The sequence below is a fragment of the Micromonospora sp. NBC_00330 genome (assembly GCF_036136635.1).
Classification (GTDB): Bacteria; Actinomycetota; Actinomycetes; order Mycobacteriales; family Micromonosporaceae; genus Micromonospora; species Micromonospora salmantinae.
The window spans coordinates 4,109,512-4,127,038 of the sequence record NZ_CP108012.1 but is presented as its reverse complement, the minus strand read 5'-3'; the positions used below and the strand labels follow the sequence as shown (position 1 = coordinate 4,127,038).

The following is a 17,527-nucleotide window of genomic DNA, read 5'->3' as shown; positions in this document are numbered from 1 at the left end:
GGCGACTCGGGTCGGTCGGGCATCACGGTCGGCGCGCATGCCCTGCATCCTGCCCGAGGAGTACGACAGGTCGCCACGCGACGCGGCGGACGACACCATGCGCCGTCACACTCACGACGGTGGGTGTGCGACCGGGCGACGGCGGGTCACCGGCGGGCGTGGCGGAGCAGGAGGACGCCGTCCTCGGCGGCGAGCACGTGGCGCAGTGGCAGGTGCCGGGGCGGTGCGGCGTCGCCGGCGGTGATTCGGCCGGGGCCGGGCCCGGCCAGCAGCGGCGAGACGGTGAGGCACAGCTCGTCCACCAGGTCGGCGGCGGTGAGCGCGCCGAACAGGTGCGGGCCGCCCTCGCAGAGCAGTTGGGTGAGCCCGCGGCGGTGCAGCTCGGCGAGACCGGCGGCCAGGTCGACCTGCTCGGCGCCGCAGCGCAGCACGTCGGCGACGTCGGTCAGCCCGGCCGGCGGGTCGGCGTCGGCGTGGGTGAGCACCAGCGGGCGGGTCGGCGCGTCGGCGAAGGCGGCCTGTGCCGGATCCAGGTCGAGCGAACCGGAGACGACCACCAGCGTCGGGTACTCGGCCAGCCCGTTGGCACGGCGCCAGGCGCGGCGGCGCTCGTTGGGCCGGACCGCCCGGTACCCCTCGTGGCGGAGTGTCCCGGCGGCCACTACCAGTGCGTCGCAGACCATCCGCAGCAGGCCGAACACCCGCTTGTCCGGCTCGCCGGAGAGCCCGGCGGAGTAGCCGTCCACGGTGACCGCGCCGTCCAGGCTGGCCACGAAGTTCACCCGCAGTCGGGGCTCGTCGGCGCGGCCGTAGAGGGCGGTCAGCGCGGCGTCGTCGAGCGGCTGCGTCGACGGCTCGGGCCAGAGCCGTCGGATCGGAATTCCGACGGTCATTCGCCGGCCGGACCGGTGACCGGAGGGGTGGGTTCGGCGGTACGGTGCTGGCAGTCGCACCAGTTCCGGCCCGGGCAGTCGTCGTGTCGCCGGGCCCGGCACGCTCGGCAGATCATGCTCGCAGCCTAAGCCGCGGGAGGACAGGACAGCATGTCGCGTCAGATCTTCCAGCTGAAGATGTCCCTCGGCGGCACCCGCCCGTCGGTGTGGCGCCGGGTGCTCGTGCCGGCCGGCTACACGCTGGACCGGCTGCACCGGGTGGTGCAGCACGCGATGGGTTGGCGGGACTGCCACCTGCATTCGTTCGAGATCGACGCGGTGCAGTACGGCGAGCCGGACCCGGACGGGGAGTTGGCGTTGCACGACGAGCTGGACGTGCGGCTCGACGCGGTGCTCGGCAAGGGCAGCCGGTTCTCCTACACGTACGACTTCGGGGACTGGTGGGAGCACGACCTGGTCGTGGAGGACGCGTTGACCGCCGACCCCGACGAGCGGTACCCGGTCTGCCTGGCCGGCGAGCGGGCCTGCCCGCCGGAGGGTGTCGGCGGGCCGTTGGGCTACCAGGCGCTCCTGGAGGCCCTGGACGACGAGAGCGCCGCGGCCGACCTCGTCAGTTCCCGCCACGCGATGCTGCGCGACTGGGCGGGTCCGACCTTCGACCCGTCCCGTTTCGACCCCACCCACGCAACCACGCTCCTCCGCCACTTCTGCTGACCCACCCCCACCCACCACCCCCACCCCGCCCCGGGCCCGCCGGCCCCGCCGGCCTGCCGTGTTGATCAAGAGGTTTGCGTCGGCAGGGCGCCGTTTCCTGACCGAAACCTCTTGATCACCGAGGTGGGGCGGGGGGTGCGGTTGGGGTCGGTGCGGTGGGAGTGATCAGCGGTAACGATCTGGGAACGCTCCCAACGTCCTATTGACACTCCCGTTACCCGCCGGCAATCTCATGGGAGCGCTCCCGGAGGTGGTGTGTGTCACTCACGGACCCCGGCCCGGCGCGATGAGCACCCCCCACCACACACATCAGCCTCACCACCGGAAAGAGGGGTCAGCGAATGAGTGTCACCACGCGGCGTACCCGCCTGGCGGCCGCTGCCCTGGCCGCGATCACCGCGGTCAGCGGTCTCGCAGCCTGCGGCAACGACGACGACAAGCCGGCAGCGGGCGAGAAGCCTGCCAAGTTGGTCGTCGACACCTTCGGCGAGATGGGCTACGACGAGCTCGTCAAGCAGTACGAGAAGGACACCGGCATCAAGGTCGAGCTGCGCAAGACCGCGCAGCTCGCCGAGTACCGGCCGAAGCTGGTCCGCTACCTGGCCACCGGCAAGGGCGCGGCGGACGTCACCGCCCTGGAAGAGGGCATCCTCAACGAGTTCAAGCCCAACGCGCGCAACTGGGCCGACCTCGCGCCGCTGACCTCGGACCACTCCAAGGAGTACCTGCCCTGGAAGTGGGAGCTGGGCAAGGCGCAGGACGGTCGGCTGATCGGCCTCCCGACCGACGTCGGCAGCCTCGCCGTCTGCTACCGCAAGGACCTGTTCCAGGCTGCCGGTCTGCCCACCGAGCGCGACCAGGTGTCGGCGCTCTGGCCGGACTGGAAGGGCTTCCACGACGCCGGTCTGAAGTACAAGCAGGGCAGCGGCGGCAAGGCGTTCATCGACTCGATCACCGCCGTCTCCAACGGCGTGATGTTCCAGGGCAACGGTGACCTGTTCTACGACAAGGAAGACAACATCATCGCGGACACCAGCCCCGCGGTGAAGAACGCCTGGGACACCGCCACGTCGATGGCTGACATCTCCGCCAAGGCGCAGACCTGGTCGCCGGAGTGGTCGGGTGGCTTCAAGCAGGGCACCTTCGCGGCGACCTTCTGCCCGTCCTGGATGCTCGGCATCGTGTCGGACAACTCCGGTCCGGCCAACAAGGGCAAGTGGGATGTCGCGTCCGTGCCGGGCGGCGGCGGTAACTGGGGCGGCTCGTGGCTCGCGGTTCCGGCGCAGAGCAAGTACCCGAAGGAGGCGGCGAAGCTCGCCGAGTACCTGACCAACGCGAAGAGCCAGGTCGAGGCCTTCAAGCTCAAGGGCCCGCTGCCCACCAACCTGGAGGCGCTGAAGAACGACGCGTTCACCAGCTACACCAACGAGTACTTCAGCAACGCGCCGACCGGCAAGATCTTCGGGGAGAGCGTCGCCAAGATCCAGCCGACCTACCTGGGCCCGAAGCACCAGGCGGTCAAGGAGAACGCGCTCGAGCCGGCCCTGCGGGCGTTCGAGAGCGGGCAGGCCGACAAGGCGAAGGCCTGGGAGCAGTTCACGAAGGATGCCAAGACTCAGGGTGCCTTCTGAGTGATTCCCTGCCGGTGGCGTTCGGGGCTTCCCGGACGCCACCGGCCGGTCCCCTCCGCGTAGCGCCCTGCGCGAGGGCCCCCGGGCCTCGCCGGAAAAGGAAATTCGCATGAGCCTGTCGGCTACGACGGCACCGCCGTCGCCAGCAGCACCGCCTTCTCCCGACCTCCCTTCCCGGCAGCGCCGGGGAAGGTTACTCAACCGCCTCGACGTCAAGTACTCGCCGTACCTCTACATCGCACCGTTCTTCCTGATCTTCGGCGCGTTCGGGCTGTATCCGATGGTGCGTACCGCCTGGATGTCGCTGCACGACTGGGACATGATCGGCGAGCACTCGTTCATCGGCTTCGACAACTACACCCGGCTGTTCTCGGACGAGTACTTCTGGAACGCGCTGGTCAACACGTTCGGCATCTTCGCCCTGTCGACCATCCCGCAGCTGTTGCTCGCCCTCTTCCTGGCGAACCTGCTCAACCGGACCTTCCTGCGCGCCAAGACCTTCTTCCGGATGGCCATCTTCATGCCGAACGTGGTGTCGGTGGCCGCGGTCGCGATCGTCTTCGGGATGTTGTTCCAGCGGGAGTTCGGCCTGTTCAACTGGCTGCTCAGTTTCGTCGGTGTCGACCCTGTCGACTGGGACGGGCAGCGGTGGAGTTCCTGGTTCGCCATCTCGTCGATGGTCAACTGGCGGTGGACCGGGTACAACACCCTGATCCTGCTCGCCGGCATGCAGGCGATCCCGAAGGACCTCTACGAGGCCGCGGAGATCGACGGCGCGAGCCCGTGGCGGCAGTTCTGGCAGATCACCCTGCCCATGCTCAAGCCCACCTTCATCTTCGTGGTCATCCTGTCCACGATCGGCGGCATGCAGCTCTTCACCGAGCCGCTGCTCTTCGCCAACGGCAACATCCTCGGCGGCAGCCAGCGGGAGTTCCAGACGCTGGCCATGTACATGTACGAGATGGGCATCCAGAACCTGAACACCGCCGGCTACGGAGCCGCGGTCGCCTGGGCCATCTTCATGATCATCGTCGTGGTGTCGCTGATCAACTTCCTACTCGTCCGCCGCTCGGCGAAGTGAGGAGAGATCAATGATCTCGGCTTCCCAGCGCCTGTGGCGCACCAGCCCGCTGACCTACCTGGCGCTCGTCCTGGCGGCGCTGCTCTCGATCTACCCGTTCTACTACATGCTGGTGATCGGCAGTCGCAGCCTGGACTCCATCAACGACGTGCCTCCACCGCTGACCCCCGGCGGAGCGTTCGGTGACAACTTCGGGCGGGTGCTCGACAACGACGCCGCCAACTTCCTCACCGGCATGATGAACTCGATCATCGTCTCCTCGGTGGTCACCCTGTCGGTGGTGCTCACCGGTTCGCTGGCCGGGTTCGCCTTCGCCAAGCTGAAGTTCCGGGGCAGTAACGCCTTCCTGCTGGCGATCATCGTCACCATGATGATCCCGACCCAGATGGGGCTCATCCCGCTCTGGGGCATGATGCAGGACCTCGGGTGGTACGACACCCTCTACGCGGTCACCGTGCCGTTCCTGGTCAGCGCCTTCGGCGTGTTCATGATGCGGCAGTACGCCAGCCAGGCCATCTCCGACGAGCTGATCGAGGCCGGCCGCGTCGACGGGGCGAGCACGTTCCGGATCTACTGGAGCATCGTGCTGCCCGCGCTACGTCCCGCCGCCGGCGTGCTCGGTCTGCTGACCTTCATGGAGACCTGGAACTCGTTCATCTGGCCGTACGCCATCCTCACCCCGGAGAACCCGACCCTGCAGGTCTCGCTCTCCTTCCTGTCGTACGCCTACTACACCGACTACTCCCAGGTGTTCGCCGCCACGGCGATCGGCACCATCCCCCTGGTAATCGTCTTTCTCGTGTTCGGCCGCCAGATCATCGGCGGGATCATGGAAGGTGCCGTCAAGTCGTGAGCAACCCCGCCAGCCCACCCGCCGTCGACGTCCTCGACGAGCGCCCCGGGCTGACCTTTCCACCCGGATTCCTCTGGGGGGCCGCGACGGCGGCGTACCAGATCGAGGGGGCGGCGGCCGTGGACGGCCGCGCCCCGTCGATCTGGGACACCTTCAGCCACACCGAGGGTCGGGTCGTCGCCGGGCACACCGGGGACGTCGCGTGCGACCACTACCACCGCCTCGGCGACGACGTCGCTCTGATGGCCGAGCTGGGCCTGAAGTCGTACCGTTTCTCGGTCTCCTGGTCCCGGGTGCAGCCCACCGGCACCGGCGCGGCCAACCCGGGCGGCCTGGACTTCTACCGGCGACTCGTGGACGAGCTGCTGGCCAACGGCATCGAGCCGTGGCTCACCCTTTACCACTGGGACCTGCCGCAGCCGTTGGAAGACGCCGGCGGCTGGCCGGCCCGGGACACCGCTGCCCGCTTCGCCGACTACACGACGCTGGTGGCCGACGCGCTCGGTGACCGGGTGCGTTACTGGACCACGCTGAACGAGCCGTGGTGCTCGGCGTTCCTCGGCTACGGCTCCGGCGTGCACGCCCCCGGCCGCACCGACGGAGCGGACGCGGTGCGTGCCGGACACCACCTGATGCTCGGCCACGGTCTGGCCGTGCAGGCACTGCGGGCCGTCCGGCCGGCCGCCGAGGTGGGCGTGACCGTCAACCTCTACCCGGTCGACCCGGCCAGCGACAGTCCCGCCGACCGGGATGCCGCCCGGCGGATCGACGGCTTGGCCAACCGCTTCTTCCTGGATCCGCTGCTGCGCGGGTCGTACCCGGAGGACCTGGTGGCCGACCTCGGCACGGTGACCGACTTCGCGCACGTGCGCGACGGCGACCTGGCGACCATCTCCACGCCGCTGGACCTGGTCGGGGTCAACTACTACAGCCGGCACGTGGTCGCCGCGCCGGTCGAGGGCGTGGAGGCCGACCCGGCCCCCTCGTGCTGGCCGGGCAGCGAGGACGTCCGGTTCGTCACCCGTGGCGTTCCGGTCACCGACATGGGCTGGGAGATTGACGCCCCGGGTCTGACCGAGACGCTGCGCCGGGTGAACGGCTACACCGACCTGCCCCTGTACGTCACCGAAAACGGCTCCGCGTTCGTCGACTCGGTGGTCGACGGGCAGGTCGACGATGTCGATCGGCTGGCCTACTTCGACGCCCACCTGCGCGCCGCCCACGAGGCGATCGACGCCGGAGTGCCTCTGCGGGGATACTTTGCCTGGTCGCTGATGGATAATTTCGAATGGGCCTGGGGTTACACCAAGCGGTTCGGCATGATCCACGTCGACTACGACAGCCAGGTCCGCACCCCCAAGTCCAGCGCCAAGTGGTACGCCTCGGTGATCCGGCGCAACGGTCTGGCCGCACAATAGGCTCGGGCCAGCCATCAGGACGGCCCCGGCGTCCACCTCTCGCAGGTGGCGCCGGGTCCGCCCGCCGTCGGAGGAGCAGACGATGACAACGCAGCGCACCCGGTCGCTCGGGCGCCCGACCCTCGACGCGGTCGCGGCGCGTGCCGGCGTCGGTCGGGGCACGGTCTCCCGCGTGGTCAACGGCTCGCCCCAGGTCAGCCCGGAGGCCCGGGCCGCTGTCCAGCAGGCCATCGCCGAGCTGGGGTACGTGCCGAACCGGGCCGCACGTGCGCTCGTCACCCAGCGGACCGACTCCGTCGCGCTGGTGGTGTCCGAATCCGGCGAGCGGGTCTTCACCGAGCCGTTCTTCGCCAGCATCGTGCGGGGGATCAGCTCCGGGCTGCTGGAGACGCCGATGCAGCTCTGGCTGGCCATGGCACAGTCGCCGGTGGAGCGGGAACGGGTCGAGCACCACCTCACCAACCAGCACGTCGACGGCGTACTCCTGCTGTCGTTGCACGACTCCGACCCGCTGCCGACGCTGCTGGAGGAGCGCGGCCTGCCGGCCGTGCTCGGCGGTCGGCCCGCCCGGATGCTGCAACCCGGCGCCCAACCGGCCTGGTTCGTCGACGTGGACAACGTTGGCGGGGCCCGGCAGGCGGTGGAGTACCTGGCGAGACTGGGCCGCCGACGCGTCGCCACCATCGCCGGTCCGCAGGACATGGGCGCCGGGCTGGCCCGCTTGGCCGGCTACACCGATGCCGTCAAGGCCACCGGTGCCAGCGTCAACCCCGACCTGATCGCGTACGGCGACTTCAGCGAGGGCAGTGGCGCGGCGGGAATGCGCCGGCTGTTGGAGGTCTGCCCGGACCTGGACGCGGTCTTCGTCGCGTCCGACCTCATGGCGTTCGGCGCGCTGCGTACCCTGCGCGAGGCCGGCCGGCGCGTCCCCGAGGACGTCGCGGTGATCGGCTTCGACGACGCGACCATCGCCCGACAGGCGGAACCGCCGCTGACCACTGTCTTCCAGCCGGTGGAGGAGATGGGCCGGCAGATGGCCCGCCTGCTGGTGGCCCGGATCCGTGGCGAGGAGCTACCCGCCTCCCACATCCTCCTGGACACCCAACTGGTCCACCGAGCCTCCGCCTAACCCTCCGCCCCACCTCGGGAGCCCCGCGCGGCGCGTCCCCGCGCTTCGCGGTCGATCATGGAGTTGGCCTGGACATTTCCGGCATCTCGCCGCGCCAACCTCATGATCAACGAGGTTGGCGCGGCGAGATGGTGCGGGCCTGCGGGCCGGGCGTGCGGGGTTTGCGAGGTGGCTGCGGGGGCCCGCCCGGTGCGGGCGCGTCGGTGAGTGGGCCGGGTTGTTGCCGGGCGCCTAGGCGGGCGCCCAGCGGCGGAGTTCGCGCTTGGCCAGGGAATTGCGGTGCACCTCGTCGGGACCGTCGGCGAGGCGCAGGGTGCGGGTTTGCGCCCAGAGGGCGGCCAGTGGCGTGTCCTGGCTGACACCGGCGCCGCCGTACGCCTGGATGGCCTTGTCGATCACCCACTCCGCCATCGCCGGCGTGCCGATCTTGATGGCCTGGATCTCGGTGTGCGCGCCCTTGTTGCCGACGGTGTCCATCAGCCAGGCCGTCTTGAGCACCAGCAGCCGGGCCTGCTCGATCCGGACCCGGGACTCGGCGATCCACTCCCGGACCACGCCCTGCTCGGCCAGCGGTCGGCCGAACGCGATCCGTTCGTTGGCGCGGCGGCAGAGCAGCTCCAATGCCCGCTCAGCCATTCCGATCAATCGCATGCAGTGGTGGATCCGGCCCGGCCCCAGCCGGGCCTGGGCGATGGCGAAGCCGGTGCCCTCGGCGCCGATCAGATTCTCCGCGGGCACCCGGACGTCGGTGAAGTCGATCTCGGCGTGCCCGCCGTGCGAACCGTCGGTGTAGCCGAAGACGGTCATGCCCCGGCGCACCGTCACCCCGGGGGTGTCCCGGGGGACCAGCACCATGCTCTGCTGGCGGTGCCGGTCGGCGGAGGGATCGGTCTTGCCCATCACGATGAAGATCTCGCAGCGCGGGTCCATGGCCCCGGACGACCACCACTTCCGTCCGTTGATCACGTACTCGTCGCCGTCACGGGTGATCCGGGTGGCGATGTTCGTGGCGTCGGAGGACGCCACGTCGGGCTCGGTCATGCAGAACGCCGAGCGGATCTCACCCTCCAACAGCGGCATCAGCCAGCGTTTCTGCTGCGCCTCCGACCCGAACTCGGTGAGCAACTCCATGTTGCCGGTGTCCGGTGCCGCGCAGTTGACCGCCTCCGGCGCGAGGTGCGGGCTGCGCCCGGTCAGCTCGGCCAGGGGGGCGTACTGGAGGTTGGTCAGGCCGGCGCCGTAGCGCGGGTCGGGCAGGAAGAGGTTCCACAGGCCGCGCTTGCGGGCCTCCGCCTTCAGTTCGGCCAACACCGGGGTACGCGACCACGGGTCCCCGGTGGCCACCTGCTCGGCGTGCACGGCCTCGGCCGGGTAGACGTGCTCGGTCAGGAACCGGGTCAGCTCGGCGCGCAGTTCCTCGGTCCGGCTGTCGTATGAGAAGTCCATCACCGCTCCCTGGCGGCGGTCAGCCCGTGCGCGACCAGCGGTGCCACCATCTCGCCGATCCGGTCGAAGCCCTCGCCGAGCGTCTGCCCGAGCGTGTGGCGGTAGTGGATGCCCTCGCAGATGACCGCGAGCTTGAAACAGCCCAGCGCCACGTGCCAGTGCAGCGGCCCGACGTCGACATCGCTGCGGCCGGCGTACCTGTCGATCAGCTCGCTGCCGGTGGGGAAGCCGGCGCGCGGGCCGAGCCCGTCGGCGACGGGGTTGCCCGCGGCGGTGTCGCTGCCACCGAGCACGTCCCAGTACGTCAGCAGCAGCCCCAGGTCGGCGAGGGGGTCGCCGAGGGTGGCCATCTCCCAGTCGAGCACCGCGTGCACGGCGACCGGGTCGGCCGAGGCGAGGAGGTTGTCCAGCCGGTAGTCGCCGTGCACGATCCGGCCGGCGTTCGCGCCCTCCGGGGCGGTCGCCGCGAGCAGGTCACGCAGCTCGTCGATGCCGGGCAGCGGCCGGCTGCGGGAGCGGTCGAGCTGCCCGGACCAGCGGCGGACCTGCCGGGCGAGGTAGCCCTCGGGGCGGCCGAAGTCAGCCAACCCGACGCTGGACGGGTCGACGCTGTGCAGTGCGGCGAGCGTGTCCATCATCGCCATGGCGAGGGCGCGGCGGCGCTCGTCGCCCAGCGGGTCGGTCTGCGCACGGGTGCGGAACACCTCGCCGGGCATCCGCTCCATGAGGTAGAACGGCGCGCCGATCACCTCGGGGTCGGTGCAGAGCAGCAGCGCGCCCGGGACCGGCACATCGGTCGGCGCCAGCGCCGAGATGACCCGGAACTCGCGCGCCATGTCGTGCGCGGTCGCCAGCACGTGCCCCAGCGGGGGACGGCGCAGCACGACCTCGCGGTCGCCGAGGCGCAGCAGGTAGGTGAGGTTGGACTTGCCGCCCGCGATCAGCTGGGCACGCATCGGCCCGACGGCCAGCTCGGGTCGGTGCGTTGCCAGATGGTCGGCGAGACGGTCCAGGGCCAGCCCCACCGGGGAGACGGGAACGGCCCCCGGCCGTGACGCGTCGACGGCCGGATCGCTCATCCGACTAGTTGATGGCAGCCCGCTCACGTTGTCAAGGTCAGAATTTCCGCTCGGGACATGCCCCTGCAACAGGGACGAAATGGTCAACTACCAGGCTGGGGTCAGCCTGCCGGCCGCTCTTTTGCCGGCCCGCCGAGCGGAGGGACAGACATGTTGCTGCGAGTTCGGGTCACCCTGCCGGACCGTCCGGGCACCCTCGGTCAGGTTGCCCGCACCTTGGGCGTCTCCGGGGCGGACATCGTCCAGGTGGTGGTCCTCGAACGGCTCGGCGGGCGCGCGGTGGACGACTTCACTGTCGTCTGGCCGGGCGCGGCGCGAGTGGAGCGGCTGCTGGCCGGCCTCGCGGCGATACCGGGGGTGCGGGTGGACGGTGTGTGGCGGGCGATCGGCGCGCCCACCACCACCGGCCAGGACGCGGAGCTGTTGGCCCAGGTCGCGGCCAACCCGGCCGACGGGTTGGCCACCATGGTCGACGCGGTGCCGGGGCTGCTGGCCGCCGACTGGGCCGTGGCCGCCGTGGTGCCGGTCGACTGGGCCTCACGGAGCGGGGGCGGCGGGGCGACAGTGGGGCACGCGAGCTGGCGTGCTCCCGTACCCCCGCGGTTGCCGGAGGTGACCCCGCTGCGCGGCCGGTCGATGACCACGCCCGACGGCACTCACCACGCGATCGCGCCGTTCGGCCGGGCGGGCCTGGTGCTGGTGGTGGCCCGTGAGCGCAGCGAGACCCTCTCCGCCGCGGCGTTCCACAGCACCGAGGTGGATCGGCTCACCCAGCTCGTCCGTGCCTGCGCGGTGATCCTCGGTGACCGACTCGATCTCGTCGGCGCGCCGCCGGTGGTCGCCGGCCCCTGAGCGGCCCGAGGAGTTCCCGGGCCGACACCGCCGGGCAACCGGGCGGCAACAGGCGGGGGTGAGGCTCTTACCGGGGAAGGGAGCCAACCATGACGTTGTGGCGGATCCGAGCGACAGTGGACGACCGACCGGGTTACCTGTCGGTGCTCACGGCGAGCCTCGCGCTGCGTGGGGTCAACATCCTCACCGTGCAGGTGCAGCCCACCGAGCAGGGCGCGGTGGACGATTTCCTGGTCGACGCGCCGGACGCGCTCGACGAGGCCGAGCTGATCGCCGCCGTCGAGCGTGGTCGGGGCCGGGACTGCTGGGTGGCGCGCAGCGAGGCGCGTGGTCTGGCCGACCAGCCCACCCGGGTGCTCGGGCTGGCCACCCGGTTGGTGCGTGACCCGGACGCGACGGGCGAGGCGTTGCGGACCCTGCTCGCCGCCGACGTCGTCAGTTGGCGACCAGCGTCGGTCGGCGGCGAACGGGGGATCTCCGGGGCGGCCATGCTGTTGGCCGATCCGGCGGGCGGTTCGTTCGCGCTGCGCCGGGCCGCGCCCGACTTCACACCGGCGGAGTACGCGCGGGCGCAGGCCCTTGTCGAGCTGGCCGCGACCGTGGCGCGCCGGGCCGCCGAACAGGTCACAGTGGTGCTGCCCGACGGCGCGGAGGTGGCCGTCCGGCCGGCCGGCGCTCACGATCTGTCCGGCGTGGTGGAGCTGCACGAGGCCTGCTCACCGCGCAGTCGGCAGCGGCGTTACCTGGGCGGGGTGGCGCTGCCGCAGCCGGCCCGCCTGCGTCGACTGCTGGAGCCGAGCCGGGGGCTGACGCTGATCGCCAGCACCACCGGCTCCGACGGCACTGCCGAGTCGGTGGTCGCCATGGCGAACCTGCTCGGCGAGGGCGACGAGGCCGAGGTGGCGCTGCTGGTGCGGGACGACTGGCAGCGGCGTGGGCTCGGCTCGGCGTTGCTGCGCCGGGTGGTCCAGCACGCCGACCGGTCCGGTTACGCGGCGCTGGTGCTGCACGTGCAGGCCACAAACGACCCGATGCTGCGTACGCTGCACCGGCTGGGCCGGCCCGCTGTGGTGGAGCGCGACGGCGGGCTGCTCACCCTCACCGTCCCGCTCGCTGTCGTCGCCAGGGCGGACCGGAAGGGCGCGTTCTCCACACCGGGCGTCTAGGGCCCGACGAGGGCCCCTTGTGCGCGGCGAGCGTCCACAAGGGGGCCTCTCCCGTTGCGGTGCTCAGGTGGTGGGGTAGCTGTTGTAGTCGGGGAAGTTGCCGTAGAGCCGGCTGTTCCCGCCGACGGTGACTGCCTGCACCAGCAGGTCGCCGCCGACGAACGCGCCCTTCCAGGAGGCGCCCCGGCCGCCGAACGGTTCGTCCCGGTCACCGCGTGAGCGCGGTTTGTTGATGCCCACCTTGAACGCCTGGAGGTCCACGGCGAGCTTGCCGGCCTCGTCGGTGTCGTCGCAGGCCAGCGAGGCCACCAGCGCACCGTTGGAGGCGTTCATGGCGGCCAGCAGCTCGTCGGTCGTGTCCACCACGACGATCGTGTCGACCGGCCCGAACGGCTCGGCGTGCATCAGTCGGGACCGTCCGGGCGGGGCGAGCAGCACCGACGGCGCCACGTACGCCGAGGTGTCCTGCCCGGGCAGGAACGGCGCGCCGGTGAGCTTTCCCCGGTGCAGTGGGATCGCGCCGCCGCGGACCGCCTCGTCGACGGTGCGGCGTAGCTCGTCGGCCTTGGTGGCGCTGATCAGCGGCCCGAAGTCCAGCTCGGGCAGCGGGTCACCGGCGGCCCAGTCGTCGCCGACGGCGAGCGGGTGACCGAAGCGGACCGAGCGGACGACCGGCAGGTACATGTCGAGGAACTCGTCGACCAGGTCGCGCTGCACCACGAACCGGGGGTACGCGGTGCAGCGCTGCTTGCCGTACTCGAAGCCCTTCCTGAGGTGCGTGGCGAGCAGGTCCCACTGGGAGAAGTTCCAGATGCCCCAGGCGTTGAGACCCTCCTGCTCGATGAAGTGCCGCTTGTCGCTGTCGAGCAACGCGGCGGCCACCTTGCCGCCGTTGGATCGACCGCCGACGAATGCCACCGCGCCGATCTCGGGCGCCCGGACCAGCACCTCGGACAGCTCCCCGCCGCTGCCGGAGACGAGCGTGGCGGGCAGCCCGGCCCGGCGCATCAGCGCGTGCGCGACGGTCAGGCACACCGCGCCGCCCTGGGAAGGGGTCTTGGCGATGACCGCGTTGCCGGCCAGGAGCTGCACCAGTTCGGCGTGCACCAGGACGCTCATCGGGTAGTTCCACGACGCGATGTTGCTGACCGGGCCGGGCAGCGGCTCGCGGCCGTCGGCGAGCATCCGGTCGATCTCGCCGGCGTACCAGCGGACGCCGTCGAGCGCCCGGTCCACGTCGGCGCAGGCCAGCCGCCACGGCTTGCCGATCTCCCACACCAGCAGCAGGGCGAGCAGGTCGCGGTGGGCGGTGAGCGAGTCCACTGCCTCGGCGACCCGGGCCTTGCGGTCGGCCAGCGGGGTCTGGGCCCAGGTCCGGTGCGCGTCGGCGGCGTGGGCGACCGCGGCGCGCGCGGTGGTCGCGTCGACCCGGGGCAGGTTGATGAGGACGGTGTTGTCCACCGGGGTGCGGACCGGGGCGGGCTGGCCGACCGCCCGCCATTCGCCCTCGACCAGATTGTGCAGTGTGGTGACGCCGTCGACCTCGGCGCCGAACGCCTCCGGGGTGGCGGCCACCGCGCGGGCCAGGATGTCGGTCCAGGCGGTGTCGTCGGCGAGTCGTAGTGCCATCGCTTCTCCTCAGGGTTGACCAGGGAGCGGCGGCGTCGACGGCACCGCTGGTGAGCGGTACTGTCTCGCGCTTCGTAGTGGGTCAGCAACAGTACGTTTGTCTGGCTGGCCGTCGAAGCGCTCGAGCCGCGCGAAAATCTTCGCGGAGGCTCTAGCTGTGAGCTGCGCAAACGTCAGAAGTGAATCGACGTACGTCGATGGTGTGAGATGGTCCGCAATGGTTACCCGCGAGTACGGGAGCGGCGTTGCACGTATCGGCCCTGGTCGGCAGGCTTCCCAACCAGCGACCCGCCCATTACATTGTCGGTTATCCATGGGAGCGCTTCCATGACCCGTGGTCACACCGCCACCCCGCTGTCGCCGGTGGCCGTGCCGCCCGTACGCCGTCCCGCGTCGGTGCGACCGCCGGCGGCGCCTCCGACAGGAGTCCGCCATGCGCCACCTGACCCGGCCGTTCAGCGGCCAGCCCGGCCGGTCGCCGGCCGCCGACCAGCCCTGGCCGCGGCGGCTGCTGGCCCTCGGCGTCGCGCTGCTCACCGGCGCGTCCCTCGCGGCGACCGCGCCACCGTCCGGGCCCGCCGCCGCCGCGCCGGCGGCGACCTACAACTACGCCGAGGCGTTGCAGAAGTCGCTGCTCTTCTACGAGGCGCAGCAGTCCGGCCGCAAGCCCGACTGGAACCGGGTCTCCTGGCGTGGCGACAGCGCGCTCACCGACGGCGCCAGCGCGGGCGTGGACCTCACCGGCGGCTGGTACGACGCCGGCGACCACGTCAAGTTCGGTTTCCCGATGGCGTTCAGCGCCACGATGCTCGCCTGGGGCGCTGTCGAGTACCGCAGCGGCTACACCTCCTCCGGGCAACTGCCGCACCTGCTCAACAACCTGCGCTTCGTCAACGACTACTTCATCAAGGCGCACCCTTCGGCCAACGTCCTCTACGGACAGGTCGGCAAGGGCGACGACGACCACAAGTGGTGGGGTCCCGCCGAGGTGATGCCGATGGCGCGGCCCGCGTACAAGATCGATGCGAGCTGTGGCGGCGCGGACCTGGCAGGGGAGACGGCGGCCGCGATGGCCGCCTCCTCGATGGTGTTCCGGCCCACCGACGCGGCCTACGCGGACAAGCTGCTCGGGCACGCCCGGCAGCTCTACACCTTCGCCGACACGGTGCGGAAGGCCTACCACGAGTGCATCACCGACGCCACGAGCTTCTACCGCTCGTGGAGCGGCTGGCAGGACGAGCTGGTCTGGGCCGCGATCTGGCTGCACCGGGCCACCGGCGAGGCCAGCTACCTGACCAAGGCCGAGAGTGAGTACGACAAACTCGGCACGGAGAACCAGTCCACCACCCGCTCCTACAAGTGGACCATCGCCTGGGACAACAAGCAGTTCGGCGCGTACGTGCTGCTGGCCAACCTGACCGGCAAGCAGAAGTACGTCGACGACGCCAACCGGTGGTTGGACTACTGGACCGTCGGGGTGAACGGTCAGCGGGTTCCGTACTCGCCGGGCGGGATGGCGGTGCTCGACTCCTGGGGCGCGCTGCGCTACGCCGCGAACACCTCCTTCGCCGCGCTGGTCTACAGCGACAAGACCACCGACACCACCCGCAAGGCCCGCTACCACGACTTCGCCGTCCGGCAGATCAACTACGCGCTCGGCGACAACCCGCGCAACTCCAGCTACGTCATCGGGTTCGGCGCCAACTCCCCGAAGAACCCGCACCACCGCACCGCGCACGGCTCCTGGTGGGACAGCCAGACCGTGCCGGTGGAGACGCGGCACACCCTCTACGGGGCGTTGGTCGGCGGCCCGTCCTCGGCCAACGACGCGTACAGCGACAGCCGCTCGGACTACGTGATGAACGAGGTGGCCACCGACTACAACGCCGGCTTCACGTCCGCGCTGGTTCGGCTGACTTCCGAGTACGGCGGCACGCCACTGGCCAACTTCCCGGTCGCCGAGACGCCGGACATCGACGAGCTGACAGTGGAGACCACTGTGACGCAGGCCGAACCTCGGGCCACCGGGCTCAAGGTGATGGTCTACAACAAGTCCGCGTTCCCGGCCCGCGCGCTGACCGACGGCCGGTTCCGGTACTACTTCCGGCCCGACGGCACCGGCCCGGTGCAGGTCACCGCCGGCTACACCCAGGGATGCCCGTCCCCGACCACTGCCAAGCAGTTCAGCGGCGACATCTGGTACGTCGAGGTGGACTGCGCCGGGCACACCATCGCCCCGGCCGGTCAGTCGCAGCACCGGATGGAGGTCCAGTTCAAGATCGGCGTGCCGGAGGGCGGCACCTGGGACCCGACAAACGACCCGTCGTACCAGGCCACCGCCGGGCCCAACCGCAAGGTGCCGCTCTACTCCGGCGCCACCCGCGTCTGGGGCGAGGAGCCGGGCCCGGTCGTACCGGACACCACAAAGCCGACAGTCCCCGGCACCCCGGTGGCGTCCAACCTCGGCCCCCGCACCGTCACCCTGACCTGGGCGCCGTCCACTGACAGCGGCGGCAGTGGCCTGGCCGGCTACGACGTCCGCGAAATCCTGGTCGGCGGCGACACGGTGGTGAACCGGCCTGTCACCGGCACCACGCTGACCATCTCGACGCTGCTGCCGGCGCAGACGTACCAGTTCAGCGTCGTGGCCCGTGACGGCGCCGGCAACACGTCGGCCGCCTCACCGGTGCTCAGCGTGACCACGCCACCGGCCGGCACCGCCGACACCACAGCGCCGAGCACCCCCGGCACGCCGGTAGCCTCGGCCGTCACCGCCACCGGGCTCACACTGGCCTGGACCCCGTCGACCGACAACGTGGGCGTCACCGGCTACCGGGTCTACCGCGAGGCCGGCGCCACCGACGTGCTGGTGGGCTCGCCGACCGGCACCACCCAGGCGGTGTCCGGGTTGACCGCCTCGACGGCGTACCAGTTCTACGTGGTGGCAGTGGACGCGGCGGGCAACACCTCCGCGGCGTCCACGCCGGTCGCGGTGACCACCGCGGCCCCGCCGGTCGGGGGTACCTGCTCCGTCGGGTACGCCACCACCGACTGGGGCGGCGGCTTCACCGCCAACGTGTCGATCACCAACACCGGCACCACAGCGATCAACGGTTGGACCCTGCGGTTCAGCTTCCCCGGCGGGCAGAGCGTCGGTCAGGGCTGGTCGGCGACGATCAGCCAGAGCGGCGCGGCGGTCACCGCCACGAACCTGTCCTACAACGGCACGATCGCGGCGGGCGCGTCGGTGAGCTTCGGCTTCAACGGCACGTACAGCGGCGCCAACCCGAAACCGACAGCCTTCACCGTCAACAACACCCAGTGCACCATCGCCTGAGCCTCATCCGAGGCCGTCGCGGCCGGTCACCGTCACCCGGTGGCCGGCCGCGGCGCGTGCGGTGTCGAACCAGCCGATCGCGCCCCGCATTCACCTGTCGAGGGTCTTGTGGCGCGGTTCAAGTGATCTCTATAATTCTGCCTAAATTCGGTGATCATCGATGCCACGGGGGGCAAACGATGGCTGCACGACATCAAGATGACGGATGCGAGATCAGGCGTCCGCATCGTCTCGAGGCGGTTTCCGAACTGCGCGTTCACCGCCGAATAGCGCTTCCGGGGCTCCATTAGCGACCTGCC

The 17,527-nt window shown here is 70.7% G+C and carries 13 protein-coding genes; 9 read left to right on the top strand and 4 right to left on the bottom strand.

Annotation, left to right across the window (positions count from 1 at the left end; all coding sequences use genetic code 11):
• Window positions 1-146: 146 nt before the first annotated feature.
• A complete protein-coding gene (locus OG598_RS18520) occupies window positions 147-893 on the bottom strand; it encodes a pyrimidine reductase family protein (RefSeq protein WP_328650344.1) in 747 nt (248 codons plus the stop codon).
• Between the two features lie 150 nt (window positions 894-1,043).
• Here OG598_RS18520 and OG598_RS18515 point away from each other — a divergent pair, with 150 nt between their 5' ends.
• The 6 genes from OG598_RS18515 (at window position 1,044) to OG598_RS18490 (ending at window position 7,719) form a co-directional block, all read left to right on the top strand.
• Window positions 1,044-1,607, top strand: coding sequence for a plasmid pRiA4b ORF-3 family protein (locus tag OG598_RS18515; protein WP_328650343.1), 564 nt, complete (start codon window positions 1,044-1,046; stop codon window positions 1,605-1,607).
• Between the two features lie 341 nt (window positions 1,608-1,948).
• On the top strand, window positions 1,949-3,238 hold the full coding sequence (locus OG598_RS18510; RefSeq protein WP_328650342.1) for an ABC transporter substrate-binding protein: 1,290 nt from the start codon (window positions 1,949-1,951) through the stop codon (window positions 3,236-3,238).
• 109 nt (window positions 3,239-3,347) lie between these two features.
• Window positions 3,348-4,319: a carbohydrate ABC transporter permease gene (locus tag OG598_RS18505; RefSeq protein WP_328650341.1), complete on the top strand. Its 972-nt coding sequence runs from the start codon at window positions 3,348-3,350 to the stop codon at window positions 4,317-4,319.
• A 10-nt stretch (window positions 4,320-4,329) separates the two neighbouring features.
• Window positions 4,330-5,172, top strand: coding sequence for a carbohydrate ABC transporter permease (locus tag OG598_RS18500; RefSeq protein ID WP_328650340.1), 843 nt, complete (start codon window positions 4,330-4,332; stop codon window positions 5,170-5,172).
• Window positions 5,169-6,590 carry a GH1 family beta-glucosidase gene (locus tag OG598_RS18495; protein ID WP_328650339.1) on the top strand — a complete coding sequence of 474 codons (1,422 nt, stop codon included), beginning with the start codon at window positions 5,169-5,171 and terminating at the stop codon, window positions 6,588-6,590. Before OG598_RS18500 ends, OG598_RS18495 begins: the two co-directional genes overlap by 4 nt.
• Window positions 6,591-6,672: 82 nt before the next feature.
• The gene (locus OG598_RS18490) at window positions 6,673-7,719 is read left to right on the top strand and encodes a LacI family DNA-binding transcriptional regulator (RefSeq protein WP_328650338.1); all 1,047 of its coding nucleotides are present in this window, start codon (window positions 6,673-6,675) and stop codon (window positions 7,717-7,719) included.
• 231 nt (window positions 7,720-7,950) lie between these two features.
• Here OG598_RS18490 and OG598_RS18485 read toward each other — a convergent pair whose 3' ends face one another.
• Both OG598_RS18485 and OG598_RS18480 read right to left on the bottom strand, forming a co-directional pair.
• Window positions 7,951-9,165, bottom strand: coding sequence for an acyl-CoA dehydrogenase family protein (locus OG598_RS18485; RefSeq protein WP_328650337.1), 1,215 nt, complete (start codon window positions 9,163-9,165; stop codon window positions 7,951-7,953).
• Complete coding sequence (locus tag OG598_RS18480; RefSeq protein ID WP_328650336.1) at window positions 9,165-10,244, bottom strand: phosphotransferase family protein; 1,080 nt, start codon at window positions 10,242-10,244, stop codon at window positions 9,165-9,167. The genes OG598_RS18485 and OG598_RS18480 overlap by 1 nt, the downstream gene beginning before the upstream one ends.
• A 150-nt stretch (window positions 10,245-10,394) precedes the next feature.
• On the opposite strand from OG598_RS18480, the gene OG598_RS18475 reads away from it, so the two are divergent.
• A complete protein-coding gene (locus OG598_RS18475; RefSeq protein WP_328650335.1) occupies window positions 10,395-11,096 on the top strand; it encodes an amino acid-binding protein in 702 nt (233 codons plus the stop codon).
• A gap of 89 nt (window positions 11,097-11,185) precedes the next feature.
• The gene (locus OG598_RS18470; protein WP_328650334.1) at window positions 11,186-12,262 is read left to right on the top strand and encodes a GNAT family N-acetyltransferase; all 1,077 of its coding nucleotides are present in this window, start codon (window positions 11,186-11,188) and stop codon (window positions 12,260-12,262) included.
• A 63-nt stretch (window positions 12,263-12,325) separates the two neighbouring features.
• Here OG598_RS18470 and OG598_RS18465 read toward each other — a convergent pair whose 3' ends face one another.
• On the bottom strand, window positions 12,326-13,891 hold the full coding sequence (locus OG598_RS18465; protein WP_328650333.1) for an aldehyde dehydrogenase family protein: 1,566 nt from the start codon (window positions 13,889-13,891) through the stop codon (window positions 12,326-12,328).
• A 433-nt stretch (window positions 13,892-14,324) separates the two neighbouring features.
• On the opposite strand from OG598_RS18465, the gene OG598_RS18460 reads away from it, so the two are divergent.
• A complete protein-coding gene (locus tag OG598_RS18460) occupies window positions 14,325-17,228 on the top strand; it encodes a glycoside hydrolase family 9 protein (RefSeq protein ID WP_328650332.1) in 2,904 nt (967 codons plus the stop codon).
• The last annotated feature ends 299 nt before the right edge of the window (window positions 17,229-17,527 follow it).

Bases quoted from the DNA above. Each gene is read 5' to 3' on its own strand.
- OG598_RS18465 (WP_328650333.1), bottom strand. From the start codon at position 13,891: ATGGCACTACGACTCGCCGACGACACCGCCTGGACCGACATCCTGGCC.
- OG598_RS18520 (WP_328650344.1), bottom strand. From the start codon at position 893: ATGACCGTCGGAATTCCGATCCGACGGCTCTGGCCCGAGCCGTCGACG.
- OG598_RS18500 (WP_328650340.1), top strand. From the start codon at position 4,330: ATGATCTCGGCTTCCCAGCGCCTGTGGCGCACCAGCCCGCTGACCTAC.
- OG598_RS18490 (WP_328650338.1), top strand. From the start codon at position 6,673: ATGACAACGCAGCGCACCCGGTCGCTCGGGCGCCCGACCCTCGACGCG.
- OG598_RS18515 (WP_328650343.1), top strand. From the start codon at position 1,044: ATGTCGCGTCAGATCTTCCAGCTGAAGATGTCCCTCGGCGGCACCCGC.
- OG598_RS18510 (WP_328650342.1), top strand. From the start codon at position 1,949: ATGAGTGTCACCACGCGGCGTACCCGCCTGGCGGCCGCTGCCCTGGCC.
- OG598_RS18485 (WP_328650337.1), bottom strand. From the start codon at position 9,165: ATGGACTTCTCATACGACAGCCGGACCGAGGAACTGCGCGCCGAGCTG.
- OG598_RS18505 (WP_328650341.1), top strand. From the start codon at position 3,348: ATGAGCCTGTCGGCTACGACGGCACCGCCGTCGCCAGCAGCACCGCCT.
- OG598_RS18470 (WP_328650334.1), top strand. From the start codon at position 11,186: ATGACGTTGTGGCGGATCCGAGCGACAGTGGACGACCGACCGGGTTAC.
- OG598_RS18475 (WP_328650335.1), top strand. From the start codon at position 10,395: ATGTTGCTGCGAGTTCGGGTCACCCTGCCGGACCGTCCGGGCACCCTC.
- OG598_RS18480 (WP_328650336.1), bottom strand. From the start codon at position 10,244: ATGAGCGATCCGGCCGTCGACGCGTCACGGCCGGGGGCCGTTCCCGTC.
- OG598_RS18460 (WP_328650332.1), top strand. From the start codon at position 14,325: ATGCGCCACCTGACCCGGCCGTTCAGCGGCCAGCCCGGCCGGTCGCCG.